Genomic DNA, 26,008 nt, shown 5'->3' on the forward strand with positions numbered 1-26,008 from the left:
ATCACGTACCACGCCCCGTCGCGAGAGCCGACAAACACGTGAAAATGCCGAACGCAGCGGCGAGATTTCCGACCGTTCGTCGTATATCCTGGCAATAGTCACGGCCTACGAAAGGTATTTACGAAACTACTTTGTCCGGTGGCGCTGACACCACGAGTATGATAGACCGGGTGGTAGGACGGTGAGCGTACTCGATACGGACCCACGCGAGCAGGTGCAGGTGCTCGCAGAGGACGGGTCGGTGGTCGAGGGAGCGACCGTTCCCGACCTCTCCGAGGAGGAGTTCGTGGAGATGTACCGGACGATGAAGCTGGCTCGCCACTTCGACCAGCGGGCCGTCAGCCTCCAGCGACAGGGGCGGATGGGGACGTATCCGCCGCTGTCGGGCCAGGAGGCCGCACAGGTCGGCTCCGCGATGGCACTCGACGACCAGGACTGGCTCATCCCATCCTATCGCGAGCACGCAGCGTCGTACGTCCACGGGCTGACGCTCGAAGGGACGCTCCGCTACTGGATGGGCGACGAGCGGGGGAACAAGCTGGACGATTTGAACATCTTCCCCGTCGCCGTGCCGATTGCCTCACAGGTCCCCCACGCCGCCGGGCTGGGGATGGCCGCCAACTACAACGACACCGACGAGGTGTTCATGTGTTACTTCGGCGACGGCGCGACCTCGGAAGGCGATTTCCACGAGGGACTGAACTTCGGCGGCGTCTTCGACACGCCGACCGTCTTCTTCTGTAACAACAATCAGTGGGCGATTTCCGTCCCGCGGGAGAAACAGACCGCCTCCGAGACCATCGCACAGAAGGCAATCGCCTACGGGATGGACGGCGTGCAGGTCGACGGGATGGACCCGCTTGCCGTCTACAAGGTGGCGAGTGCGGCCGTCGAGCGCGCGCGCAACGGCGAGGAGGACAAACTGCGCCCGACGCTCATCGAGGCGGTGCAGTACCGCTACGGTGCCCACACGACCGCCGACGACCCGTCCGTCTACCGGCAGGACGACGAGGTCGAGGAGTGGAAGGCGAAGGACCCGATTCCGCGCATGGAGACGTTCCTGCGCGACCGCGGCACTCTCGACGACGAGCGCGTCGCCGACATCACCGAATCCGTCGAGGACGAGGTGGCAGCGGCGATCGAGACCGCGGAAGGGTTCACCCGACCGACGACGGACAGCATGTTCGAGCACGTCTACGCCGACATGTCGGAGCGACTCCGCGAGCAGAAGGCGTATCTCGACCGACTCCGGTCGGACCACGGCGACGAGGAACTACTGGAATGAGCGACACACAGAATCTCACACTCGTACAGGCGGTTCGGGACGGACTGAAAGGCGAACTGGAACGCGACGAAGACGTGGTCGTCTTCGGCGAAGACGTCGGGAAGAACGGCGGCGTCTTCCGCGCCACGCAGGGACTCTACGACGAGTTCGGCGAGGAGCGCGTCTTCGACACGCCGCTTGCGGAGTCCGGCATCGTCGGCACCGCGATCGGGATGGCGGCCTACGGGATGAAGCCCGTCCCCGAGATGCAGTTCTCGGGCTTCGCCTACCCCGCCTTCGACCAGATTGTCTCACACGCCGCGCGGCTTCGCACGCGCTCGCGGAGTCGCTTCTCCGTGCCGATGACACTCCGGATGCCCTACGGCGGCGGCATCCGCGCACCCGAACACCACTCCGAGTCGAAGGAGGCCTTCTACACCCACGAGGCCGGACTGAAGGTCGTCGTTCCGTCGACGCCGCGCGACACGAAGGGGCTGCTCGCGGCATCCATCCGCGACCCCGACCCGGTCGTGTTCATGGAGCCGAAGCTCATCTACCGGGCCTTCCGCGAGGAGGTGCCCGACGAGACGTACACGGTCGAACTCGGCGAGGCGAAGACCCGGCGTGAGGGGTCGGACGTATCCGTGTTCACGTGGGGAGCCATGACGCGGCCGTCGCTCGAAGCCGCGGAGAACCTCGACGGTGATATCGACGTAGAGGTCATCGACCTCCGCACGCTGTCGCCGATGGACTGGGACTCGATTGTCGAGTCGTTCAAGAAGACGGGCCGTGCGGTCGTCGTCCACGAGGCCCCGAAGACGGGCGGGCTGGGCGCTGAGATTGCCGCCACGATTCAGGAGGAGGCACTCGGCTACCAGAAGGCACCCGTGACGCGGGTCACCGGCTTCGATACGCCCTTCCCGCTGTACGCGCTGGAGGATTACTACATGCCAGAAGCCGCACGCATCGAGGACGGGATTCGGGAGGCGGTAGAGTTCTGATGGTCCGGAAATTCGAGCTACCCGACGTGGGCGAGGGACTGGCCGAGGCCGAAATCGTCTCGTGGCTCGTCGAGGTCGGCGACACGGTGACCGAAGACCAGCCGGTCGCCGAGGTCGAGACCGACAAGGCGGTCGTGGAGGTGCCGTCGCCGGTCAACGGGACCGTGAAGGAAATCCTCGCCGAGGAAGGCGAGATGGTTCCCGTCGGGAACGTCATCATCACGTTCGCCACCGAGGAGGACGACGAGGGGACGGACGAGAGCGAGGCCGAATCGGCTGTCTCTGCCGTCTCCGAAGTCGACGACGAGGAGGAGGCCGAGGAGAGCGAGTCTGGCACGGCCGCGAAGGGCGGCCGCGTGTTCGCCTCCCCGAGCGCGCGCCGACTCGCCCGCGAACTCGACGTGGACATCGCGGCCGTCGAGGGGAGCGGTCCCGGCGGGCGCGTCTCCGACGCCGACGTGCGGGCACACGCAGACGGCGACGAAGACGAGGGAGTCGAGTCGGCCGTCACGTCAGCGACCTCGAAAATCGAGGACAAGGAGGAGGAGCCAGCACCGACAGGCGACGTAGCACGCGCCGGGCGCGACCAGACGCTTGCCGCGCCGGCGACCCGCCGACTCGCCGAGGAGGAGGGCGTCGACCTCGACGACGTGCCGACCGACGAGACGCGCGACGGCGAGGCGTTCGTCCGGCCCGAACAGGTGCGTGAGTTCGCGGAGGCTCAACAGGCCGCACAGGCCGCCGACACGGAGGCGGTGCAGGCCGGCCAGGAGGCCGGCGCGGTCTCGACCACGCCCGAACGGGTCGACCAGCGCGAGACGCGCGAGCCGTACACGGGGATTCGCCGCACCATCGGCAAGCAGATGGAGACCTCGAAGTACACCGCGCCACACGTCACCCACCACGACGAGGTGGACGTGACGAAGCTGGTGGAGACGCGCGCGCGGCTGAAGCAGGAGGCCGAGGAGCGCGGCCAGAAGCTCTCGTACATGCCGTTCGTGTTGAAGGCGGTCGTCGCCGGCCTGCGCGAGTATCCGGTGCTCAACAGCCAGCTGGACGAGGAGGCAGAAGAAATCGTCACGAAACACTACTACAACATCGGCGTCGCGGCCGCGACCGACGCCGGGCTGATGGTGCCCGTGGTCGATGCGGTCGACCAGAAGGGGCTGCTCCAGCTGTCCGAGGAGATGAACGAGCTGGTGGCGGCGGCGCGTGACCGCTCCATCGCCCGCGAGGAGATGCAGGGTGGCACGTTCTCGATTACGAACTTCGGGGCCATCGGCGGCGAGTACGCCACGCCCATCATCAACTACCCCGAGACCGCAATCCTCGGGTTGGGCGAAATCAAGAAGAAGCCGCGCGTCGTGGACAGCGAGTCGCCACGCGACTCGGAGGCGAACGGCGCAGCCGTGAGCGGCGAGGTCGTCCCCCGACACGTGTTGACCCTCTCTCTTAGCATCGACCACCGCGTCATCGACGGGGCCGAGGCGGCCGCGTTCACGAACACGGTGAAAGAACACCTGCAGAACCCCGAACTCTTGTTACTCTAATGGTCGTCGGAGACATCGCAACTGGCACTGAGGTACTGGTCATCGGCGCGGGACCGGGCGGCTACGTCGCCGCCATCCGCGCCGCACAGCTCGGTCTCGACACGACGCTCGTCGAGAAGGACGCCTACGGCGGCGTCTGTCTGAATCGGGGCTGTATCCCGTCGAAGGCACTCATCACCGGGGCGGACACCGCCCACAGCGCCGCGTCCGCAGAGCGGATGGGTATCCACGCCGACCCGGCCGTCGATATGGCCGCGCTGTCGAGTTGGAAAGACGACGTGGTCGACCAGCTCACCGGCGGCGTCGAGAAGCTGTGTAAGGCGAACGGCGTCAACCTCATCGAAGGAACAGCAGAGTTCGACAGCGAGGGATCGGTCCGCGTGATGCACGGCGGCGACGGCCAAGGTTCAGAAACCATCGAGTACGAACACGCTATCGTCGCCACCGGCTCGCGACCCATCCAGATTCCCGGCTTCGAGTACGACGAGGAACACATCCTCTCCTCGCAGGGCGCGTTGAACCTGACGAGCGTCCCCGACGACCTGCTCGTCGTCGGCGCGGGCTACATCGGGATGGAGCTGTCGACCACGTACGCGAAGCTCGGGACGAACGTCGAGGTCATCGAGATGCTCGACAGCGCGCTCCCCGTCTACGAGGACGACGTGGCGCGCGTCGTCCGCACGCGCGCCGAGGAGTTGGGCGTCGGCTTCAACTTCGGAGAGGGCGCGAGTGAGTGGGAGGAAACCGTCGACGGCGGGGTCCGGCTCACCACCGAGACCGACGACGGCGAACGGTCGACCTACGAGGCCGACCATGTCCTCGTGGCCGTGGGTCGCCAGCCCGTCACCGACACGCTCGGACTCGACGCCATCGGGCTCGAACCGACCGATGCCGGCTTCCTCGACACCGACGAGTTCGGCGAGACCGACGTGGCGAACGTCTACGCCGTCGGCGACGTGGCCGGCGAGCCAATGCTCGCCCACAAGGCCTCGGCCGAGGGCGAGGTCGTCGCCGAGCACATCGCCGGCGAGCCGTCCGCGATGGACTTCCAGTCGATTCCGGGCGCGGTCTTTACCGACCCCGAAATCGGCACCGTCGGGATGACCGAGGCGGAGGCCGAGGAGGCCGGCTTCGAGCCGGTCGTCGGCCAGATGCCGATGAACGCCTCCGGACGCGCGCTCACGCTGGACGAGCCCGACGGGTTCGCCCGCGTCGTCGCCGACGCGGAGACCGAGTTCGTGCTCGGTGCCCAAATCGTCGCGCCGGAGGCCTCCGAACTCATCGGCGAGGTCGGACTGGCAATCGAGATGGGCGCGACACTCGAAGACCTCGCGTCGACCGTCCACACGCACCCGACGCTGTCGGAGGCCGTGATGGAGGCCGCGATGAACGCACAGGGACACGCGGTTCACACGCTGAACCGGTAGTTTCACCCAAATCTGCTCACAGCGTTTATTAAGCGGAATTACGCAAATTTGTCATAGGATGTCAATAATCGGACGAGCAGTGGGCATCGCAGGTGCCATTGGAGTCATTGTTGCTTTGTTGCGTCTACTCCCTTGTTTATCAAATCTGTTAGAGCCAAATTTCGATATGCTTGCATGCGTCTATCCGTCGGCTACGGGAATTGCAGGTATCAACATCCCGCTGGTGGTGATAATAGCAGTAGGGTTAGCCATAGTTTACCTGTGGTCGTGGGTAGATGGTCAGGGTTGGTAATTAGTGGCGGCAGTCGTCGTCGCAGTTGCCGTCCGGCTGTTTTCCGGGGTCAACGCTGATCGGCTGTTCGCTTCCACCGAGCGACTGCCGGGCGTGGGGGGCTGCTGGCCGGCGTGGTGACAGGGCTGTGCGTCGTGGCTTCCATGCGTGTGTCCGTGCCCACCATGCTCGTGTTCGTGCCCGTGTGGACAGTCACAGCCGGTGTGGTTGCCGTGGCCGTGGTGGTGTGCGGTCGGTTGGGCCTGGGTGTCCGGTGTCGTGGGGAGCGGAACGCCGGTCGCGACGCCGGCGAGCAGGAGCACGCCGACGAGGGCGATGGCGAGTCGTCGCATCACACCGGGGTAGCGGCGTCGACGGGATGGGCGATACGGCGAACATCTTCGGTCGTTGTGGCCGCCGACACCCTGATACGGGCGTGTCGCGAGACGGGAGTATGAACGCACTCACGCTCGGTCCCGAGGGGACCTACTCGCACCGCGCGACGCAGGCGGTCGCCGACGACATCGACTTCGCCGAGTCGGTGACGGCCATCGTCGAGGGGGTCGCGACGGGCGAGTACGACCGCGGCGTCGTCCCCATCGAGAACAGCATCGAGGGCAGCGTCACGGAGTCGCTCGACGCCTTAGCCGACCAGCGCGTCGCCGTCGTGCGCGAGGTCGTCACACCGATTCGCCACTCGCTGCTCGCACAGACCGAGACGTTCGAGACGGTGGCGAGCCACCAGCAGGCGCTCGCGCAGTGTCGCGAGTACCTGAACCGGGAGTATCCCGACGTGGTGACCGAGCCGGTCGCCTCCACCGCCCGCGGCGTCGAGCGCGCCCGCGAGGACAGCAGCGTCGCCGGCATCGGCCACCCGGCGAACGCGGGCGATGACCTCCGCGTGCTCGAAAGCGACATCCAAGACCGGAGTTCGAACGCGACCCGCTTCCTCGTCGTCGCGCCCGAGTCCGAGCGCAGCGACGCCGGCGGCAAGACCTCCTTCGTCGTCTACCCGAACACGAATCATCCGGGGCTGCTGCTCGACCTGCTGGAGCCGTTCGCCGAGCGCGACATCAACCTCTCGCGGGTGGAATCGCGGCCCTCGGGCGAGCGACTCGGCGACTACGTCTTCCACATCGACATCGAGGCGGGGCTGTACGAGGAGCGCACGAAGGGTGCGGTCACGGAGTTAGAGGAAATCGCGAACGAGGGGTGGGTGCGCGTGCTCGGGAGCTACGACACCGAGCACGTCGTCTGAGCGACACGGAGCAGACACCCGTCTGACGACAGTTTCACCCTGCTGCCGTCGTGCGATTTCACTTCCGCTCCGGATGGCGGGAGTTTATATACCGACGCGCCATATCAACGGCTGCACACGCTCCTTCCCTTTTGTCGAAACCGATAGGACCCCGGGCGGGGTAGCCGTAGGTATGCTCGACGTTGCAGATGTACTCGAAGCGCGCCAGCGGGTGATGGAGGTCGCCCGCCGCACCTCGCTCGACTACTCGCACACCTTCTCGAAGACGACCGGCGCGGACGTGTATCTCAAGCTGGAGAATCTCCAGCGCACCGGCTCGTTCAAGATTCGCGGCGCGACGAACAAGCTCGCACACCTCGACGACGAGGAGCGCGAGGCGGGTGTCGTCACCGCGAGCGCCGGTAACCACGCACAGGGCGTCGCGCTGGCGGCAGACCGCGCGGGCATCGACGCGAAGATCGTCATGCCGGAGTACGCCCCCGTCTCGAAGGTGGAGGCCACCCGCTCGTACGGCGCGGAGGTCATCCTGCACGGCATCGATTACGACGCCGCACAGGAGAAGGCCCACGAGCTGGAGGAACAGGAGGGCCGCACCTACGTCCACGCGTTCGACGACTACGACGTGATGGCCGGGCAGGGCACCCTCGGGCTCGAAATCGTCGAGGACCGACCGGACGTGGAGACGGTCGTCGTCCCCATCGGCGGCGGCGGACTCATCTCCGGGGTGGCGACCGCGGTGAAGGCGAACGACCCCGAGACGCGCGTCGTCGGCGTGCAGGCCGAGGGTGCCTCGGCGATGGCCCAGTCACTCGAGAAGGGCGAGCGCGTCGAGACCGAGGCCGTCGACACCATCGCCGACGGCATCGCCGTCGGCCAACCCGGCTCGCTCACCTTCGAGGTCGTCTCCGAGCGCGTCGACGAAATCGTCACCGTCAGCGACGCCGCCATCGCACGGACGCTCGTGGACCTCCTCGAACGGTCGAAGACGCTCGTAGAGGGAGCCGGCGCGATTGCGCTCACCGCCGTCGTGGAGGAGGCCTTCGACTACGAGGAGGGTGAGGTCATCGTCCCGGCGCTGTGTGGGGGCAACATCGACCTGAACGTCCTGCGCAACGTCATCACGCGCGGGCTGGTCGAGGACGGTCGCTATCTCAAACTCAAGACGACGCTGGAGGACCGCCCCGGCGCGCTCGAACGGCTCATCGGCATCATCGCCGACGCGCGCGCCAACATCTTCGGTATCGAACACGAACGCACCTCCCTGGAGATGAGCGTCGGCGCGACGGAGGTAGAGTTGGACCTCGAAACCCGGGGCCACGACCACGTCGCCGAACTCATCGCCGCGCTCGAAGCCGAGGGCTACGACGTGGAGATTCTGGTCTAAAAAACGAAACGGCGACTACTTACTCTGCGGAGCCGGTCTCGATCGGCGCGCCGACGAGATTACCCCACTCGGTCCACGAGCCGTCGTAGTTGACGGTGTCGTCGTAGCCGAGCAGTTCGTGGAGTGCGAACCACGCGACCGACGAGCGCTCGCCGATGCGGCAGTAGGCGACGGTCGTCCCCTCGCCGTCGATGCCTTCCTCGGCGTAGAGCGTTTCGAGGTCGTCGAAGTCCTTGAACGTCCCGTCGTCGTTCGTCACGGCTGCCCACGAGATGTTGCGGGCACCGGGGACGTGGCCGCCGCGCTGGGCAGTCTCCTGCAGGCCCGGGGGCGCGAGAATCTCGCCGGAGAACTCCTCGGGCGAGCGAACGTCGACGAGCGGAATCTCGCGCTCGATGGCGTTCTCCACGTCGTCGCGGTAGGCGCGGATGGACTCGCGCGGCCCGGACGCGGTGTACTCTTGTGCCGGGTAGCTCGGGACCTCGTCGGTGGTCGGGTAGTCGTTCTCCACCCAGTACTCGCGGCCGCCGTCGAGCAGCTTCACGTCGTCGTGGCCCCAGTACTTGAACTGCCAGTAGGAGTAGGCGGCAAACCAGTTGGAGTTGTCACCGTAGAGGACGACCGTCGTGTCCTCGGTGATACCGTGGCTGCCGAGCAGATTCTCGAACTCGGACTTGTCGAGGATGTCGCGGGTCTGCTGGTCCTGGAGTTGGGTCTCCCAGTTGAACCCGATCGCGCCCGGCGCGTGGGCCTCGTCGTACGCCTCGGTGTCCACGTCGACCTCGACCAGCCGGTGGTCGGGGTCGTCGCTCTGGAACTCGTCGAGGTGCCCCTCCACCCAGTCGGCGGAGACGAGCACGTCGTTTGCATAATCAGTCATGATTCACCGTAACAACGACCGCCCCCTTCATAGATACCCCCCATTCGGACAGTTCGGCCACCACTCTCGTTTTCCAGATACTTTTGCCGCTACAATCGTGTCAACCGCTCGCACGGAAGCGGTGCAAAACGCCGCCGACAGCGCCCGATTCGCGCGAGGAGTAAATCTACCAGCACAAATTGCTGGTATCGTGGAGTCGCCGTCGACGAGCGATGGCGTCGGGTTCAAGCGCGCGGGCGACGACCGACGTGTATGGACACAGTCGTGTCGCCGGCGTGGCTCGCCGACGACGACGGGGCGGTCGTCGTGGACGTGCGAGACGCGTGGGAGTTCGACGGTATCGGCCACGTGCCGGGCGCGGTGAACATCCCGTTCGACAGCTTCCGGGGTGACGACGGCGAGGCCGGCAAACTGCCGGGGGCGGCGGTGTTCGCCGCGCTCGTCGAGGAGGCCGGCATCGACAACGAGGACACGATCGTCGCGTACGACGACCACCACGGCGTCTTCGCGGCCCGGTTTCTCGTGACGGCGGAGCTGTACGGCCACGACCCCGACAAGCTCGCCTTGCTCGACGGCGACTTCACCGCGTGGCAGCGCGAGTACGAGACGACGAGCGAGGCGACCGTGCGGACCCCGACCGAGTACGAGGCGCGGTTCGACACCGACGGCCCGCTCATCGAGATGCACGAGGTGCGGGAGGCAATCGAGGCCGGCGCGACGCTCGTGGACACGCGCGAACAGGACGAGTACGACGAGGGCCACATCGAGGGAGCCGTCCGGCTGAACTGGCGGGCGTTCGTCGACGACGAGACCCGGGGACTCAAGCCCGAGTCGGAGCTGCGGGAGATTCTGTCCGACCGCGGCGTCGACCCCGAGGACCACGTCGTACTCTACTGTAACACCGCGCGCCGGGTCAGCCACACCTACACCGTGTTGCGCCAGCTCGGCTACGACCACCTCTCCTTCTACGAAGGGTCGCTCGCGGAGTGGGAACGGGAGGGCGGCGAGCTAATCAGAACGTAGACTGGTAGCTGTCCTCGTGGATGGACGCGAGCGCGACGGCCTCGACGACCAGCGCGACGATGAGCGGCCCGGCGATGAAGCCGATGACGCCGAGCGAGAGAATCCCGCCGACGAAGCCGACGAAATAGAGCGTCACGGGGAGGTCCGCGGCGTAGCTGGCGAGTCGCGGCCTGATTATCATGTCCGGGACCAAGCCGACGAGGACGCCGCCGACGACGGCGACCAGTATCGCCCGCTCGATGTTCCCCGCGAGGATGTCGGCGACCGCGAGCACGCCGAGCAAGACCCCCGGCCCGAGGATGGGGATGAACTGGAGGCCGCCGGCGATGAGCGCGAGCGTGAACGGCGCGGGGTAATCGAGCGGCACGAACGTGACCAGCGCGACGACGAAGGTGCCGGCCGCGGTGGCCGCCTGCAGGATGTAGATGCCGTACAGCGTGTCCCGCGTGCGAAGGTGGAACCGCTCGACGATGCCGTGGTACCGGCGCGGAACCACGGTGAATATCGCCTGTGAGACCGCGGCCGGCCGGAGCAACAGCCCGTAGACGATGAGGCTGAACAGGAGGAGCTTCAGCCCGAGCACGGGCGCGGCGCTGGCGGCGTTGACGGCCACGTCGCGGACGATACCGGCGAGTGGCTCGACCAGGCCGGCACGCTCTAAGGTGTAGCTGAAGCCGCCGAACTCGAAGGTGAACTCGGCGGGAAACTCGGTGATGAGGTCGATGACGGCCTCGCGCCGGCGGTACAGCGAAAAGCCCGCGAGCGCGAGCGCGGTGAGGACGATACCGAAGGCACCGACCGCGAGCGTCGCGGCCGCCCACCGCCGCGACAGCCCGCGCCGGCGGAGATACTCCCGCATCGGGTGTAACACGTACGCGACCGTAACCGCGAAAAACGCCGTCGTGATGACGGCCCGCAGGAGAAACCCCGCGAGCACGAGCAGTCCGACGAGGATGCCAGCGAGCACGTAACGGTTGTTCCGGCGGGGCACGGCTGTGACTCGCCGCCACGCACGGTAACCTTTTCCCCGACACCGAGCCGCGCCGCTTAAGACCACGGGGTGAAACCACCCAGTAATGACAGACGAACGCGTGAGCCGACGGGCGTATCTGGCGACTGCCGGCACGGGAATCGCGATGTTGGCCGGCTGTTCCAGCGGCGGGGGCGACCCCGGGACCGAGGGGGAGACGGCGACCGACACGCCGGTCACGACGGGAACGCCGACGGCGACGCCGGAGTCGCTGTCGGGGACGCTGACGGTCGCGACCTACTCCTCGTGGGTGGAAGACGAGGGCGCGGCCGGCCCGTGGCTGAAACAGACGTTCGAGGAGCGATACCCCGACGTGACGGTCGAGTACGTCACGCCGGACGGCGAGGTGAGCCACTACGTCCAGCGGAAACAGCAGGGTGCGCCGATCGACGCCGATATGTACGTCGGCCTGAACGTGGACCAGCTGATTACGGCAGACAGCAACCTCGACACCGACCTGTTCGACACGCCGCAGCTGTCGAACGGGCGCAAGGTCAAGGACGGGCTCCGATTCGACCCGCAGGGTCGGGCGATTCCGTACGACACGGGGTACATTTCCGTCGTGTTCGACGAGTCAGAGGTGCCCCGACCCGAGACGTTCACCGACCTGACGGAGCCGGAGTGGGAAGACGGCCTGCTCGCACAGAATGCCCAGACGGCCGCGACGGGCCGGGCGTTCCTGCTGTGGACCATCAAGGAGTTCGGCACCGACGGCTATCTGGACTACTGGCGCGACCTGCAGGCGAACGGCGTCACCATCCTCGATAGCTGGACCGAGTCGTACAGCAACGCCTACATGAACGGCGAGCGGCCGATGGTCGTCTCCTACTCGACGGACCAGGTGTTCGCCAACCGCTACGACTACGACATGACGCGCCACCAGGTCGCGGCGCTCAACGGGCAGGGGTACGCCAACCCCGAGGGGATGGCCCGCTTCGCCGACAGCGACAGCCCGGACCTCGCGGCCGTGTTCATGGACTTCATGCTGACGGCCGAAGCGCAGGGTGAAATCGCCGTCCGCAACGTCCAGTTCCCGGCGATTCCCGAGTCGGAGGCCGCCCTCACCGAGGAGTTCCAGACGTACGCGAAGGTGCCCGACCAGCCGGTGACGTTCACCTACGACGAACTCCAGGGGAACGTCGAGGGGTGGGTCGAAGACTGGGCGCGAGAGATTGCCCAGTAAGCGGGTCGCCGCCCCGCTCGCCGGCGTCGCGACGGCCGCGCTGTTGGTCGTGATGTTCTACTACCCCGTCGGGACGGTGCTCGCGGAGGCGGTCACCGACGGCGGCGTCACGCTCGCGCCGATTCGGGACGTGCTCGCCGACGAGTTCTACACCGGGGCGCTGGCCGACGCAATTCGGTCGCCGGGGTCGATACCCGCGGGCCTCGCGGGCTGGCTCCTCGCCAGCGCAAGCGACATCGCGAACGCGCTCGCCGTGCTCGTAAACGCGCTCGTCTCGCCGTTCGACGGGGGGCTGGAAAGCTGGCCCGGAGCGGTCCTCGGCGGCATCGGCGGCGTGCTCGGCGCACTCGCCGGGGTCGTCCCTGGGTTCGGGCTGTTCGGGTTCACGGCGTGGCAGGCGCTGTGCTCGACGGTCGCGAGTCTCGCGCTCGGGCTGCCGGGGGCGTACGTGCTCGCGCGCTTCGAGTTCCCCGGCCGGCGGACGCTGGAGTCGCTGACGGCCGTCCCGTTCGTGCTCCCCTCCATCATGGTCGCGGTCGGCTTCGTCGCGGCCTTCGGCGTCAACGGCCCGCTCAACCGCACGCTCGCCGCGCTCGGGTTGCCGACCGTCGAGCTGTTGTTCTCGCTCGAAATCATCATCATCGCCCACGCCTTCTACAACGCGCCGCTGGTGACCCGTATCGTCGCGGCCGCGTGGGAGAGCGTCGACGCACGGGCCGTCGAGACCGCGCGGTCGCTGGGTGCCTCGCCGACCCGGGCGTTTCGCGACGTGGTCGTCCCGCAACTGCTACCGGCGGTGGCGACCGGCGCGCTGCTCACCTTCATCTTCACGTTCATGTCCTTCCCCATCGTGCTCGCGCTCGGCGGCTTGGAGTACGCGACCGTCGAGGTGTGGCTCTACAACCGGGTCGGCCAGCTCGACATTCAGGAGGCCGCCGTGCTCGCGGTGCTCGAAACCGTCATCTCGCTCGGGCTCACCTACGCGTATCTCCGGTACGAGGCCGCGACGAGTCGCGGCGACCGCGTCGGGTCGCCGCTGGACCGCGACCCGCTCTTCCGACTCGACGCGAAGCGGGTCGCGCTCGCCGGCTACGGCGTCGTCGTTGCCGTCGTCTTCCTCCTTCCGATCGTGAGCATGCTCGCCGCGAGCGTCACCAGCCCCGACGGACTAACCCTGCGCTACTACCGGTTCCTGCTCGAACGGGGCGCGGAGGCGACGAGCGCGCAGGTGAGTCCCACCCTCGCGGTGCGCAACAGCCTCCTGTTCGGGGCCGGCACCCTGCTCGTCGCGGTCCCGATGGGCGTGCTGTTGGCGCTGGCCTCGACGCGGGAGGGTCGACTCGCCCGCGCGGTGGGGGTGCTCTCGATGGCCCCCTTCGCCGTCTCCGGGGTCGTCGTCGGACTGGGCCTGCTCCAGACGCTCGTCTTCGGGACGACCGTGTTGGGCCGCCGCATCGTCGTCGGGGGACCGCTCGCCATCGTCGCGGCCCACGCCGTCGGGGCGTACCCGTTCGTCGTCAGAAACGTCGCTCCCCTACTGGCGGGGTTGGACCGTCGGCTCGTGGAGTCGGCCCGCGCGCTCGGCGCGACGCGAAATCGCGCGCTGCTCGACATCGAACTCCCGCTTGTTGCACCGGGTATCGCAGCGGGCGCGGCGTTCGCGTTCGCCATCTCGATTGGCGAGTTCGACTCGACCGTGCTGCTGGCGTCGGCAAGCGGGTCGGACACGAGCCTCTACACCATGCCCGTCGCCGTCGAGCGGTTCCTCGGCAAGCAGACGCTCGGTCGCCCGACCGCGATGGGGTCGGTGTTGCTCGCGGTGACGGCCGGTGCCTTCATCGTCATCGACCGCGTCGGAGGCCGATACCGTGAGTAGTCTCTCGCTTTCGGGGGTCTCGAAGCGCTACGGCGACGCCGTCGCCCTCTCGGACGTGAGTCTGACAGTCGAGGACGGCGAGTTCTTCACGCTCGTCGGTCCCTCCGGCTGCGGGAAGACCACGACCCTCCGGACGATTGCCGGCTTCGAGACGCCGACCGAGGGGACCGTCGCCTTCGGCGGCGAGCCGATGGGGACCACCCCGCCAGAGGAGCGCAGCGTTGGCGTCGTCTTCCAGCAGTACGCGCTGTTCCCACATTTGAGCGTGGGCGAGAACGTCGCCTACGGCCTGCGCTTCACCGACCACCCGGACCCCGACGCGCGGGTCGCGGAACTGCTCGACCTCGTCGGACTCGACGGCTTCCGCGACCGCGAACCCGGAGAGCTATCCGGGGGCCAACAACAGCGGGTCGCCCTGGCTCGCGCGCTCGCGCCCGAACCGGACGTGCTCCTGCTCGACGAGCCGATGAGCGCGCTGGACGCGCGGCTCCGCCAGCGACTCCGTCGGGAGGTGCGGGCCATCCAGCGCGACCTCGGCGTGACGACCGTCTACGTCACTCACGACCAGGCCGAGGCACTGGCCGTCTCCGACCGCGTGGCCGTCTTCTCCGACGGCGAAGTGGAGCAGGTCGGGACGCCACAGGCGGTGTATCGCAACCCAAAAACGCGGTTCGTCGCGGAGTTCGTCGGCGAGAACAACGTCTTCGACGGGGAGGTTCGGGACGGCCGCTTCCCGATTGGCGACGAGCGGGTCCCCGTGGACGCGCCCGACGGCCACAGGACGGTGTGTCTGCGCCCGGACGCGCTCGCTGTCGGCGACGGGGAGTACGCGCTCACCGGGACGGTGACGGACGCGGAGTTTCTCGGCTCGTCGGTGCGGGTCACACTCGCGTGGCAAAACAGGGAACTGACGGTCCAGACCGAATCGGTGCCCGCGGTCGGCGACCGGCTGACGGTCGCGTTCGACCCCGCGGACCTCGTGCTCGTCGGCTGATTACTCGACGAGTCGCTCGATTTCCGTGACGAGGATGTCGCTCGCGCCGGCCGCCTTCAGGCTCGTGATGGTCTCGAACACCTCGCGCTCGTTGACGACGACGTGGACGGCCACCATCTCGTCGCCGTTGTCGCGGTCGTCCTGGATGTCCATGACGGTCGGGCCCCCCATCCCCGGAATCACGTCCTCGACTTCGGTGAGCTTCTTGCGCGGGACGTTCATCATGAGATAGCGCTTCCCGTCGGCGGTGAGCACGGATTCGAGCGCCGTCGCGACCTGCTGGACCTTCGGGTCCTCGGCGACGGTCTCGGTCGCGAAGAGGTGGACCGACGACTGGAGCACCTCGTCCACGATGGCGAGTCGGTTCATCCGGAGGGTCGTCCCCGTGGAGGTGATGTCGATGATGGCGTCGGCAATCTCGACGTGCGGGGTGAGCTCCGTCGCGCCCGACACCTCGACGATTTCGGGGGAGACGGGCTTGTCCGCGAAGTACTGGCGGGCGATGTTGGGGAACTCGGTGGCGACGGTGCCGTTGGCGAGGGCGTCGACGCTCTCGATGTCACCGTCTTCCGGCGCGGCGAGGACGAGTCGGCAGCGACCGAAATCCAAATCCAGCAGGTCGACGAGGTCGACGTTCGACTCCTTCACCTGGTCGAGACCGGTGATGCCGAGCGCGGCGGCTCCGTCGTCGACGTACTCGGGGATGTCGGCGGCGCGGGCGAACAGCACGGACACGTCGGGGTCGACAGTATCGGCATAGAGCTTGCGGTCCGCACCGCCCTCGATGTGGAGTCCGGCGCGTTCCAGCAGTTCGACGGCTGGGTCGTGAAGGCGGCCCTTGTTGGGCACGGCGATTCGCATACCCACCGTTCAGGCCCCTCCCTCTTCCGCTTGTCGCCATGCGACGGACGGAACCGTGAGCTTTGAGCGGCCGCCCCGAGTACGCCGGGTATGCCACTCCTCGTGACCGGTGGGCGCATCCTCCGACCGGACCACACCGTCGAGCGCGCGGACGTCCGCATCGACACCGACGGCTACATCGACGCAATCGGCGATCTCGAACAGACCGAACGCGACCAACCCCTCGACGCCGAAGGGAGTCTCGTCACGCCCGGCCTCGTCAACGGCCACGGTCACGCCGCGATGACCCTGCTCCGTGGCTACGCCGACGACAAGCCGCTTGACGCGTGGCTCCAGGAGGACATCTGGCCGACGGAGGCCGAACTCGGTCCGGAGGATATCGCCGCCGGCGCGCGGCTCGCGGCCGTCGAGATGATTCGCTCCGGCACGACCGCGTTCGCGGACATGTACTTCCACGTCCCCGAGTTGGTCGACGTAATCGACGAGACCGGGCTGCGCGCCCGCGTCGGCCACGGCGTCGTCACCGTCGGCAAGGACGAGGAAGCCGCTGCGGCCGACGTGGACGAGGCACTCGATATCGCCGCCGAGTACGACGGAGCCGCGGACGGTCGGGTCCGAACCGCCGTGATGCCACACGCACCCCACACCGTCGACACCGAGTCGCTCGAACGGCTCGTCGCCGGCGCAGACGAGCGCGACGTTCCCCTCCACTTCCACTTCAACGAGACCGAGTCGTACCTCGACCCCGACGGGACGGGCGAACGCCCCGGCGCGTACGCCGACCGCCTCGGCCTGCTGGACGACTCGTCGTGGGCCGCTCACGGCGTCCACCTGACCGGCGACGAAATCGACCGGCTCGCCGACACCGGGACGGCCGTCGTCCACTGTCCGGCCTCGAACATGAAACTCGCCTCCGGGCTCGCACCGGTCGAACGGCTGCGCGAGGCGGGCGTGACGGTCGCGCTCGGCACCGACGGCGCGGCTTCCAACAACGACCTCGACATGTTCGACGAGATGCGCGACGCCGCGATGGTCGGGAAGCTGGCCGCAGACGACGCGAGCGCCGTGCCCGCGAGCGCGGTCGTCGAGATGGCGACGCGGGCAGGGGCCGACGCGCTCGGGCTGCCGGGCGGGAGAATTGCGGAGGGCGAACCGGCCGACCTCGCGGTCGTCGACCTCTCGGGCGCGCATCTGACGCCGGAACACGACCTCGTGAGCCATCTCGCGTACGCCGCCCGCGGGAGCGACGTCCGCCACACCGTCTGTGACGGCGAGGTGTTGATGCGCGACGGGAAACTGTTGACGCTCGACCCCGCGGCCGTGAAACGCGAGGCGGACGAGCGCGCACGCGAGGCCGTCGAGCGGGCGTCGTGAGCCGCTTCGGTAGCGTTTAGGACGCCGCAGTGGTACGCGTAGTATGAGCACACCGACGACGGAGTACGACTCTATCCGGGCGCGTCTCGACGACCCCGAGACGGCCATCGAAGACGGCCACCGCAAAATCGAGTGGGCGCGCGAACACATGCCCATCCTGCACGAACTCCGCACGGAGTTCGAGCGCGACCAGCCGCTTGCCGGCGAGACGGTCGGCATGGCGATGCACGTCGAGGCGAAGACGGCCGCCCTGACCGAACTGCTCGCGGCCGGCGGCGCGGAAGTCGCCATCACGGGGTGTAATCCGCTCTCGACGCACGACGACGTGAGCGCGGCCCTCGACGCACAGGAGGGTATCACCTCCTACGCCGAGCGCGGCGTCGACGACGACGCCTACTACCGGGCCATCGAGGCCGTCATCGGCCACGAGCCGACCATCACCGTCGACGACGGGATGGACATGATTGCGGCCATCCACCAGGACTATCCGGACCTCATCGACACCATCGTCGGCGGCTGCGAGGAGACGACGACGGGCGTCCACCGACTCCGCGCGATGGACGAGGACGGGGAACTGCGCTACCCCGTCTTCGCCGTCAACGACACGCCGATGAAACGCCAGTTCGACAACGTCCACGGGACGGGCGAGGCGTCGCTGGCGAACATCGCCATGACGACGAACCTCTCTTACGCCGGTAAGACGGTCGTCGTCGCCGGCTACGGCGACTGCGGCCGCGGCGTCGCGAAGAAGGCGAAGGGCCAGAACGCCCACGTCATCGTCACGGAGGTCGACCCGCGGCGCGCGCTCGAAGCCCACATGGAGGGGTACGAGGTCACGAACATGACCGACGCCGCCAGCAGAGGCGACGTGTTCATCACCACGACCGGCAACCGCGACATCATCACCGACGACCACTTCCCCGAGATGAAAGACGGCGTCGTGCTCGCGAACGCCGGCCACTTCGACGTGGAGGTCAACCTCGACCAGCTCGAGGAGCTCGCCGTCGAGACGCGCGAGGCCCGCGAGGGCGTGAAGGCCTACGAACTCGCCGACGGTCGCCGCATCAACGTGCTCGCGGAGGGGCGACTCGTCAACCTCGCCAGCCCCGTCGCGCTCGGCCACCCGGTCGAGATTATGGACCAGAGCTTCGGCATCCAGGCCGTCGCCGTGCGCGAACTCGTGGAGAACGGCGACAGCTACGAGGCCGGCGTCCACGACGTGCCCGACGCCCTCGACCGCGAGGTCGCGGAGACGAAGCTCGACGCCGAAGGCATCAGCCTCGACACGCTCACCGACGAGCAGCGCGAGTACATGGGGTCGTGGGACCACGGAACCTGAACTCAGGAGCTGACCGCCTCGCCGGATTCGAAGGTCGCGCCGTTCACGAGGACGAACACGACCGTCAGGAGCATGCCGACGGTCGCGAGCGCGAGCGCCGCGCGACGCTGCTGGCCGGGCGTGGGGTCGAGTCGCTCACCCGCCCAGCCGGTCGTCACGACGGCTCCGAGCAGGAACGAGCCGCCGACCGCGAGGCTGTGAACTCCGCCCAGAATCGAGACGGGAATCACGAGCAGTCCGTAGACGGTCGCTAGCACACCGAGAATCGCGAGCGGGAGCGTCCCGGTGCCGACGGCGGGACGTGTCGTTATCGTACTCATCAGGCAGGTGACGCGACCCGTGAACATAACCGTTGTGTGACGCGAGATGGCGCGCGTGCCGACAGGTGTTTTAACCCGTTCCGTCGCTCGATTCCGGTATGGTCAACGTGAACGCGAAGGGTGACCGCCGCGAGCGCGAACTCGTCAATCTGCTAGACGAGAACGGCTTCGCGGTGATGCGGGCACCCGCTTCCGGTGCGGCCACCGACCGGGAACTCCCCGACGTGCTGGCCGGCGACGCCGAGTCCTTCTACGCCATCGAGGCGAAATCCTCCGGGGGCGACCCCATCTACCTCACCGGCGAGGAGGTGGAGGCGCTCGTCTACTTCTCGCGTAACTTCGGCGCGAAACCCCGCATCGCCGTCCGCTTCGACCGCGAGGACTGGTACTTCTTCCATCCGGGCGACCTCCACGTCACCGACGGCGGAAACTACCGCGTAAAGAAGGAGACCGCCCTCGCGGACGGAACGGACTTCGCGGAGCTGGTCGGCGACTCACAGAAGGTCACCCTCGACGAGGTGGCAGTCGAGACGCCCGACGACGAGCAGTTGGACGTGCTCCGGGCGGTCGAATCGGGCGCGCTCTCGGCGGAGGAGGCAGCCGAGATGCTGTAGCTTCCACCCGAAACAGAGGGGTCACGGCCGGTTCGAAGGGCTTTTGCGGCGACCGACGGAGTTCGGAGTATGGAACTCGACCGGGAGACAGTCGTCGAGGCGGGCGTCTCGACGGTGGCGGTCATACTGTTCGTCGCTGCGCTCGTCGGAGTCGGCAGCGCGAACGGCCGTGCGGACCTCACGGCCGTCGGCGGAAAGGGCATGCTCGCGGTGCTGTTCGGATTCATCCTCCTGATGACCGTCATCGGCGTCTTCCTCGACCGCCGGTAGTCTCGGGGACTTTAACCCGCCCGGCACGGACGATTTCGTATGAGCGAGGCCGACGCCGACGAACCAGCCAGCGCCCGCGGGCGCGAGGTCTGGATCGAGAAGTACCGCCCGGAGACCCTCGCGGACATCAAGGGCCACGAGAACATCACCGAACGCCTCCAGAGCTACATCAGCCGCGACGACCTCCCCCACCTGATGTTCGCGGGGCCGGCCGGCACCGGGAAGTGTGTCACCGGAGAGACACCGGTGTTAACGAACCACGGAGTCGAGCGGATGGAATCAATCGTCGGGGATGTCGATGGGTTCGGAGACGTACCGTCCGATACCGAAGTCGCGACCTTCACCGACAACGGGAACTTCGAGTACACTAATCCGTCTGCCGTCTTTGGGAAACAGACGACCGAGCTACGTCGAATCGAAACCCGTGACGGCGGCAGGATGACAGTTACCCCAGAACACAAGCTACTGGTCGCGTCGGCGGACGGACTCGAATGGATTCGCGCAGCAAACCTGTCTGCTGGTGACCGAATCGCGCGCCCACTCAACGCACCGATGCCAAACCCCGATGCGGAACTGAACTGGCTCACGGCGATGGACGGTGACCGAACGCTCGTGCACGTTACCGCCACATTCGCGAGAGAAAACGAGATACCGGATGCAGAGCAGTACACCGGAAATCGAAAGCAGGTCGCTGTAGGAATCAGTCGCGGGGACACGGTTTCGGAGTTAGCCGAAGAGACTGGACTTGCAGAGAAGACGGTTCAGCAGTACCGTCGTGAGACCGTATCGGCGGACCAGCCGAACACAGTGTGTTCGCTCTCGTATCTTCGCGAACTGAATGTGGGTCGTGGCCGTCTCAAGCAGGCTATTACTGGGATACAGTACGAAAGCGAGAACGGCCACCTATCTGATATCATTAAGCCAGCGTGGGAACTGACTCCAGCGCTCGCGCGATTCGTCGGGCTGGCGGTGAGTGAAGCCCGAATCGAGGGGGCACGGGTGAAGTTCTACAACACCGACGAGGGGCTACTCACGGCGTTCGAGAACGCCGCTGAGTCCGTGTTTGGGATAATACCAGAGGCTGGAGAACAGCAGGATGTTCCGTACCGAGAGCTTCGGAACCGGGCGCTAACACATCTACTGGAATCCTGTTTCACGCCGTTCCACACAGGAGACGAGCAGGCAGACGCGATAGGCACGACACTTGTTCGAGCACCGGCGGAGAGTCGGCGAGCGTTCCTTCAGGCGATGTTCGATGCCGAAGCACACGTTGCTCCGAACGGGGAAATCGAGTTGACACAGAAGGATGGCCGCACTATTACCCTGCTCTCGTATCTGCTCGCTGGAGAAGGTATCCCGAGCCGGCGAACCACCACTGACAAAACCGCCTCGAACGGAACAGGAGCCGAACGTGAGTATCACACACTGTACGTCTCAGGGGCTCCACATCTCCAGCAGTTTGAGAAGAAGATTGGATTCAGGATAGACAGAAAGGCCGAACAGTTAGCGGAAAACGCGGCACGAGCGTCGAATCCGAACCACGACACGATACCGACACAACACGCGGTCGATACTCTGTGTAACGGACTCAATCTGAGCAAGAAAGATCACATCGCGCCGGAGACCAATCCAGAGACACCAGGACGAAAGCGGTATCTCGACGGCGTCGATACGCTACTTGACGCGGCCACGGAGCGGTTGGACACTGCACAAGCAGCACTTGAGCGATTGACAGCACTCCAAACCGACATACAGGCAGCTGTTGGGACACCAACACAGTGGGTTCGTGAACGAAGTAAACTGGAGCCACTTGAAACAAGACGCGAGGTATCTGCCGACACTGGGGTCCGAAGCGACCGACTGTTAGAGTATGCTGACGGTCGGCGAACCCCGAACGCAGACCGGGCGGCAGAACTGCTCAACCGACTTGATGGAACCGATTCACAGGAGTTCGAGCAGATTCGAAGCGAACTCGACGATATCATCCACGCGCTCGGCGTCTCGTACGAGCAGGTGGCAGAAGGTACTGAGATGCGTGGAAACGGCATCAATAGCCTTCTCAGCGAAGGCAACGACCTCTCGTCGCTCACTCGGTTCGAAACCGTGAGCGAGCGGCTCAGGACCCTCGCCACGGAGATGTGTTCACGAGAGACGGTTGCCGCGCTCGATTCACTCCACCGGCTCACAGCAGGGACACTGTATTTCGACACAGTAGGAGAGGTCAAAACAGTCTCCGAGCCGCAACGAGTGTACGACCTCACGGTTCCCGAGACGCGCAACTACGTCGCAGGGGCCGTACCGACGGTGATGCACAACACGACTGCGGCGACGGCTATCGCGCGTGAACTCTACGGCGAGGACTGGCGCGAGAACTTCCTCGAACTCAACGCCTCCGACCAGCGCGGTATCGACGTGGTGCGCGACCGAATCAAGAGCTTCGCGCGCTCGTCGTTCGGCGGCTACGACTACCGCGTCATCTTCCTCGACGAGGCGGACGCGCTCACCTCCGACGCCCAGTCGGCACTCCGGCGGACGATGGAGCAGTTCTCCAACAACACCCGCTTCATCCTCTCGTGTAACTACTCCTCGCAGATTATCGACCCCATCCAGTCGCGGTGTGCCGTCTTCCGGTTCTCGCCGCTGGCCGACGAGGCCGTCGCCGCACAGGTCAGAGAAATCGCCGAGGCGGAGGGCATCGAAATCACCGAGGCGGGCGTGGACGCGCTCGTGTACGCGGCCGACGGCGACATGCGCAAAGCCATCAACGGGCTGCAGGCCGCCGCCGTCATGGACGACACCGTCGACGAGGAGGGCGTCTACGCCATCACCTCGACCGCCCGTCCGGAGGAAATCGAGGAGATCGTCGAACTCGCGCTCGGCGGGGATTTCCCGCAGGCGCGGGCGAAGCTCGACACGCTGCTCACCGAGGTGGGCATCGCCGGCGGCGACATCATCGACCAGCTCCACCGGTCGGTGTGGGAGTTCGACCTGCCGGACCGCGCGACCGTCGAACTGATGGACGAAATCGGCGAGGTCGATTACCGCATCACGGCCGGCGCAAACGAGCAGGTGCAACTGGAGGCGCTGTTAGCTTCCCTCGCGCTGGACGAGGAGTAGCATGAAAATCGGCTTCGTGGTGTGCACACGAAGCCGGCGGGAGCGTGTGACGAGTACTCCCATCGGTAGATACGTGACCCTGCTACAAGAGTCTCCGGTAACACCGGGGTAATCGAGCGACGAGGGCTGTACGGTCCGAAATCGGCGGGTGTGAACCTTCGGAATGCTTTTGCACAGTCGCCCGCTCGTGACGCTAATGAGCGATCTCACTGCGGAATACGAACTCGACTACTTCTACGAGAACGGGTTCACGCGGTCGGAGTGTGCGTCCTGTGGCGTCCACTTCTGGAGCCGCGACGAGGAGCGTGAGACCTGCGGCGAGCCGCCCTGCGAGCAGTACGACTTCATCGGCGACCCCGGCTTCGACGAGAGCTACACGCTCGAAGAGATGCGCGAGGCCTACCTCTCCTTCTTCGAGGAGCACGGCCACGAGCGCATCGAGCCGTATCCGGTCGCGGCGAACCGCTGGCGCGACGACGTGCTCTTAACGCAGGCGTCGATTTACGACTTCCAGCCGCTCGTCACCAGCGGGAAGACGCCGCCGCCGGCGAACCCCCTCACCATCTCACAGCCCTGCATCCGGATGCAGGACATCGACAACGTCGGCAAGACGGGCCGCCACACGATGGCCTTCGAGATGATGGCCCACCACGCGTTCAACGCGAAGGAGGAGGTCGGCGACGAGTACGCATACGAGGGCGAAGTGTACTGGAAGAGCGAGACGGTCGCCTACTGCGACGAGCTGTTCGAGTCGATGGGCGCGAACCTCGATGAGATCACGTACATCGAGGACCCGTGGGTCGGCGGCGGCAACGCCGGTCCGGCAATCGAAGTCATCTACAAGGGTGCCGAACTCGCGACGCTCGTCTTCATGAAGTACGAGCAGGACCCCGACGGCGAGTACGAACTGAAAGACGGCAACACGTACTCGGAGATGGACACCTACATCGTCGACACCGGCTACGGGTTAGAGCGGTGGACCTGGATGAGCCAAGGGACCCCGACGGTGTACGAGGCCATCTACCCCGAGAGCATCGACTTCCTGAAGGACAACGCCGGCATCGACCTCACCGAGGACGAACAGGAGCTCGTCCAGCGTGCAGCCACGCTCGCGGGCGGGATGGATATCGACGAGGCCGAGGACATGGAGACGGCCCGCGGCGACATCGCCGCGGAACTCGGCGTGGAGCGCGCCCGCCTCGAAGCGCTGATGGAGCCGCTGGAGACCATCTACGCGATTGCCGACCACGCCCGCACGCTGGCGTACATGTTCGGCGACGGCATCGTCCCCTCGAACGTCGGGACGGGCTATCTCGCACGGATGGTGCTCCGGCGGATGAAGCGGCTCACCGACACGGTCGGCGTCGACGCGCCCCTCGACGAACTCGTCGACATGCAGGCCGACCGGCTCGGCTACGAGAACCGCGACACGGTCCGCGATATCGTCCGGACTGAGGTGGAGAAGTACCGCGAGACGCTCGACCGCGGGAGCCGACAGGTCCAGCGGCTCGCCGAGGAGTACGCCGAAAGCGGCGAGCCGATTCCCCTCGACCGGGTCATCGAGCTGTACGACTCCCACGGCATCCAGCCGGATATGGTCGAGGAGATCGCCGAGGAGACCGGGGCGGACGTGGAGATTCCCGACGACTTCTACTCGCAGGTGGCAGACCGCCACGGCGGCGAGACGGCAGAGGAGGAGCCGGCGACCGAGGAGACCGAACGCGTCGCCGACCTGCCGGACACGGACAAGCTGTTCTACGAGGACCCCGAGCGGGCCTCCTTCGAGGCGGTCGTGCTCGACGTGCTCGACCGCGAGGAGGGGTACGACGTGGTGTTAGACCAGACGATGTTCTACCCGGAGGGCGGCGGCCAGCCGGCCGACACGGGGACGCTCGCCACCGACGACACCACCGTCGAGGTGGACGACGTACAGGAGGAGTCTGGCGTCGTGCTCCACCGCACCGACGAGGACCCCGGCAAGGGCGAGTTCGTGCGCGGCCACGTCGACATGACCCGCCGGAAGCGGCTGATGGCCCACCACACCGCGACCCACATCATCGGTCACGCCACCCGGACCGTGCTCGGCGAGCACATTCGACAGGCGGGCGCACAGAAGGGGACCGACTCCTCGCGGCTCGACGTGGCCCACTACGACCGCATCTCGCGGGAGGAAATCAAGCGCATCGAGCGGGTCGCCAACGACTACGTGCGCGACAACATCTCCGTCACCGACGAGTGGATTCACCGCAACGACGCCCAAGACGAGCACGGCTTCGACCTCTTCCAGGGCGGGATTCCGCCGGGCGAGGAGATTCGACTCGTCCACGTGGACGACGACGTACAGGCGTGTGCCGGCACCCACGTCGCCAGGACCGGCGACATCGGTCTCATCAAGGTACTCGCGACCGAGCGCGTCCAGGACGGGGTCGAGCGCATCCAGTTTGCGGCCGGCGACGCCGCGGTCGAGGCGACACAGGCGACCGAGGATGCTCTCTACGAGGCGGCCGACACGCTCGACGTGGAGCCGAGCGCCGTCCCCGAGACGGCAGAACGGTTCTTCACGGAGTGGAAACAGCGGGGCAAGCGCATCGACGAGCTGAAAGAGCAGCTCGCGGAGGTGCGGGCTGCCGGCGGCGGCGACGCCGAGACCGTCGAGGTCGGCGACACCGAGGCGGTCGTTCGGCGCATCGACGGCGACATCGACGAACTCCGGACGACGGCGAACGCGCTCGTCGCGGACGGGAAGGTCGCCGTCCTCGGCTCCGGGCAGGACAGCGCGACCTTCGTGGTCGGCGTTCCCGACGGTGTTCCCGTCAACGCCGGACGGCTGGTGAGTGAACTCGCCGGCCGCGTCGGCGGCGGCGGCGGCGGTCCGCCGGACTTCGCACAGGGTGGCGGTCCCGACGTCGAGGCGCTCGACGACGCGCTCGACGCCGTCCCCGAACTGCTCGAACAGCAGTTGGACGCGTAGC

Annotated in this window: 21 protein-coding genes; 16 read left to right on the forward strand and 5 right to left on the reverse strand. The window is 66.6% G+C overall.

What is annotated here, in order from left to right; genetic code table 11:
* Positions 1 to 181: 181 nt before the first annotated feature.
* The 4 genes from pdhA to lpdA are packed head-to-tail and all read left to right on the forward strand — an operon-like array spanning position 182 to position 5,242.
* Positions 182 to 1,285, forward strand: coding sequence for a pyruvate dehydrogenase (acetyl-transferring) E1 component subunit alpha (pdhA, locus tag DM818_RS05830; RefSeq protein WP_153952427.1), 1,104 nt, complete (start codon positions 182 to 184; stop codon positions 1,283 to 1,285).
* On the forward strand, positions 1,282 to 2,265 hold the full coding sequence (locus DM818_RS05835) for an alpha-ketoacid dehydrogenase subunit beta (RefSeq protein WP_075937663.1): 984 nt from the start codon (positions 1,282 to 1,284) through the stop codon (positions 2,263 to 2,265). The genes pdhA and DM818_RS05835 overlap by 4 nt, the downstream gene beginning before the upstream one ends.
* Positions 2,265 to 3,815, forward strand: a complete 1,551-nt coding sequence (locus DM818_RS05840; RefSeq protein ID WP_075937662.1) for a 2-oxo acid dehydrogenase subunit E2 — start codon at positions 2,265 to 2,267, stop codon at positions 3,813 to 3,815. The genes DM818_RS05835 and DM818_RS05840 overlap by 1 nt, the downstream gene beginning before the upstream one ends.
* Positions 3,815 to 5,242, forward strand: coding sequence for a dihydrolipoyl dehydrogenase (lpdA, locus tag DM818_RS05845; RefSeq protein ID WP_123123613.1), 1,428 nt, complete (start codon positions 3,815 to 3,817; stop codon positions 5,240 to 5,242). The genes DM818_RS05840 and lpdA overlap by 1 nt, the downstream gene beginning before the upstream one ends.
* A gap of 279 nt (positions 5,243 to 5,521) precedes the next feature.
* Here lpdA and DM818_RS05850 read toward each other — a convergent pair whose 3' ends face one another.
* Positions 5,522 to 5,869: a hypothetical protein gene (locus DM818_RS05850; RefSeq protein WP_148040750.1), complete on the reverse strand. Its 348-nt coding sequence runs from the start codon at positions 5,867 to 5,869 to the stop codon at positions 5,522 to 5,524.
* 98 nt (positions 5,870 to 5,967) lie between these two features.
* Here DM818_RS05850 and pheA point away from each other — a divergent pair, with 98 nt between their 5' ends.
* The gene (gene pheA / locus DM818_RS05855; RefSeq protein ID WP_123123611.1) at positions 5,968 to 6,771 is read left to right on the forward strand and encodes a prephenate dehydratase; all 804 of its coding nucleotides are present in this window, start codon (positions 5,968 to 5,970) and stop codon (positions 6,769 to 6,771) included.
* Positions 6,772 to 6,943: 172 nt separating this feature from the next.
* Positions 6,944 to 8,155, forward strand: coding sequence for a threonine ammonia-lyase (gene ilvA, locus DM818_RS05860; protein WP_075937659.1), 1,212 nt, complete (start codon positions 6,944 to 6,946; stop codon positions 8,153 to 8,155).
* Positions 8,156 to 8,174: 19 nt separating this feature from the next.
* On the opposite strand, the gene DM818_RS05865 is transcribed toward ilvA, so the two are convergent.
* On the reverse strand, positions 8,175 to 9,035 hold the full coding sequence (locus tag DM818_RS05865; RefSeq protein WP_075937658.1) for a sulfurtransferase: 861 nt from the start codon (positions 9,033 to 9,035) through the stop codon (positions 8,175 to 8,177).
* 252 nt (positions 9,036 to 9,287) lie between these two features.
* On the opposite strand from DM818_RS05865, the gene DM818_RS05870 reads away from it, so the two are divergent.
* Complete coding sequence (locus DM818_RS05870; protein ID WP_075937657.1) at positions 9,288 to 10,058, forward strand: sulfurtransferase; 771 nt, start codon at positions 9,288 to 9,290, stop codon at positions 10,056 to 10,058.
* On the opposite strand, the gene DM818_RS05875 is transcribed toward DM818_RS05870, so the two are convergent.
* Positions 10,048 to 11,049: an AI-2E family transporter gene (locus DM818_RS05875; RefSeq protein WP_075937656.1), complete on the reverse strand. Its 1,002-nt coding sequence runs from the start codon at positions 11,047 to 11,049 to the stop codon at positions 10,048 to 10,050. The genes DM818_RS05870 and DM818_RS05875 overlap by 11 nt on opposite strands.
* 85 nt (positions 11,050 to 11,134) lie before the next feature.
* Between DM818_RS05875 and DM818_RS05880 the strand changes: the two genes are divergently transcribed.
* The 3 genes from DM818_RS05880 to DM818_RS05890 are packed head-to-tail and all read left to right on the forward strand — an operon-like array spanning position 11,135 to position 15,141.
* A complete protein-coding gene (locus DM818_RS05880) occupies positions 11,135 to 12,271 on the forward strand; it encodes a thiamine ABC transporter substrate-binding protein (RefSeq protein ID WP_394329543.1) in 1,137 nt (378 codons plus the stop codon).
* Between the two features lie 52 nt (positions 12,272 to 12,323).
* Positions 12,324 to 14,147 (forward strand): ABC transporter permease, encoded by a 1,824-nt coding sequence (locus DM818_RS05885; RefSeq protein ID WP_079988914.1) that lies wholly within the window; start codon positions 12,324 to 12,326, stop codon positions 14,145 to 14,147.
* Entirely contained in the window at positions 14,140 to 15,141 is a 1,002-nt protein-coding gene (locus DM818_RS05890) for an ABC transporter ATP-binding protein (protein WP_153952429.1), read from the forward strand. The genes DM818_RS05885 and DM818_RS05890 overlap by 8 nt, the downstream gene beginning before the upstream one ends.
* Here the strand turns inward: DM818_RS05890 and hisG are convergent, their stop codons facing one another.
* Entirely contained in the window at positions 15,142 to 16,002 is an 861-nt protein-coding gene (gene hisG / locus DM818_RS05895) for an ATP phosphoribosyltransferase (protein ID WP_075937654.1), read from the reverse strand.
* 90 nt (positions 16,003 to 16,092) lie between these two features.
* Here hisG and DM818_RS05900 point away from each other — a divergent pair, with 90 nt between their 5' ends.
* Complete coding sequence (locus DM818_RS05900) at positions 16,093 to 17,376, forward strand: amidohydrolase (protein ID WP_075937653.1); 1,284 nt, start codon at positions 16,093 to 16,095, stop codon at positions 17,374 to 17,376.
* A 43-nt stretch (positions 17,377 to 17,419) separates the two neighbouring features.
* Positions 17,420 to 18,715, forward strand: a complete 1,296-nt coding sequence (locus DM818_RS05905) for an adenosylhomocysteinase (protein ID WP_153952430.1) — start codon at positions 17,420 to 17,422, stop codon at positions 18,713 to 18,715.
* Between the two features lie 2 nt (positions 18,716 to 18,717).
* Here DM818_RS05905 and DM818_RS05910 read toward each other — a convergent pair whose 3' ends face one another.
* A complete protein-coding gene (locus DM818_RS05910) occupies positions 18,718 to 19,035 on the reverse strand; it encodes a hypothetical protein (protein WP_153952431.1) in 318 nt (105 codons plus the stop codon).
* Between the two features lie 98 nt (positions 19,036 to 19,133).
* Here DM818_RS05910 and hjc point away from each other — a divergent pair, with 98 nt between their 5' ends.
* From hjc to alaS, 4 genes are all read left to right on the forward strand, one after another.
* Positions 19,134 to 19,649, forward strand: a complete 516-nt coding sequence (hjc, locus tag DM818_RS05915) for a Holliday junction resolvase Hjc (RefSeq protein WP_075937650.1) — start codon at positions 19,134 to 19,136, stop codon at positions 19,647 to 19,649.
* A gap of 69 nt (positions 19,650 to 19,718) precedes the next feature.
* Positions 19,719 to 19,919 carry a DUF7472 family protein gene (locus DM818_RS05920; RefSeq protein WP_075937649.1) on the forward strand — a complete coding sequence of 67 codons (201 nt, stop codon included), beginning with the start codon at positions 19,719 to 19,721 and terminating at the stop codon, positions 19,917 to 19,919.
* Positions 19,920 to 19,958: 39 nt separating this feature from the next.
* The gene (locus tag DM818_RS05925) at positions 19,959 to 23,036 is read left to right on the forward strand and encodes a replication factor C small subunit (RefSeq protein WP_153952432.1); all 3,078 of its coding nucleotides are present in this window, start codon (positions 19,959 to 19,961) and stop codon (positions 23,034 to 23,036) included.
* Positions 23,037 to 23,232: 196 nt separating this feature from the next.
* Positions 23,233 to 26,007 (forward strand): alanine--tRNA ligase, encoded by a 2,775-nt coding sequence (gene alaS / locus DM818_RS05930; RefSeq protein ID WP_153952433.1) that lies wholly within the window; start codon positions 23,233 to 23,235, stop codon positions 26,005 to 26,007.
* The last annotated feature ends 1 nt before the right edge of the window (position 26,008 follow it).

The organism is Halosegnis longus, from assembly GCF_009663395.1.
GTDB lineage: Archaea > Halobacteriota > Halobacteria > Halobacteriales > Haloarculaceae > Halosegnis > Halosegnis longus.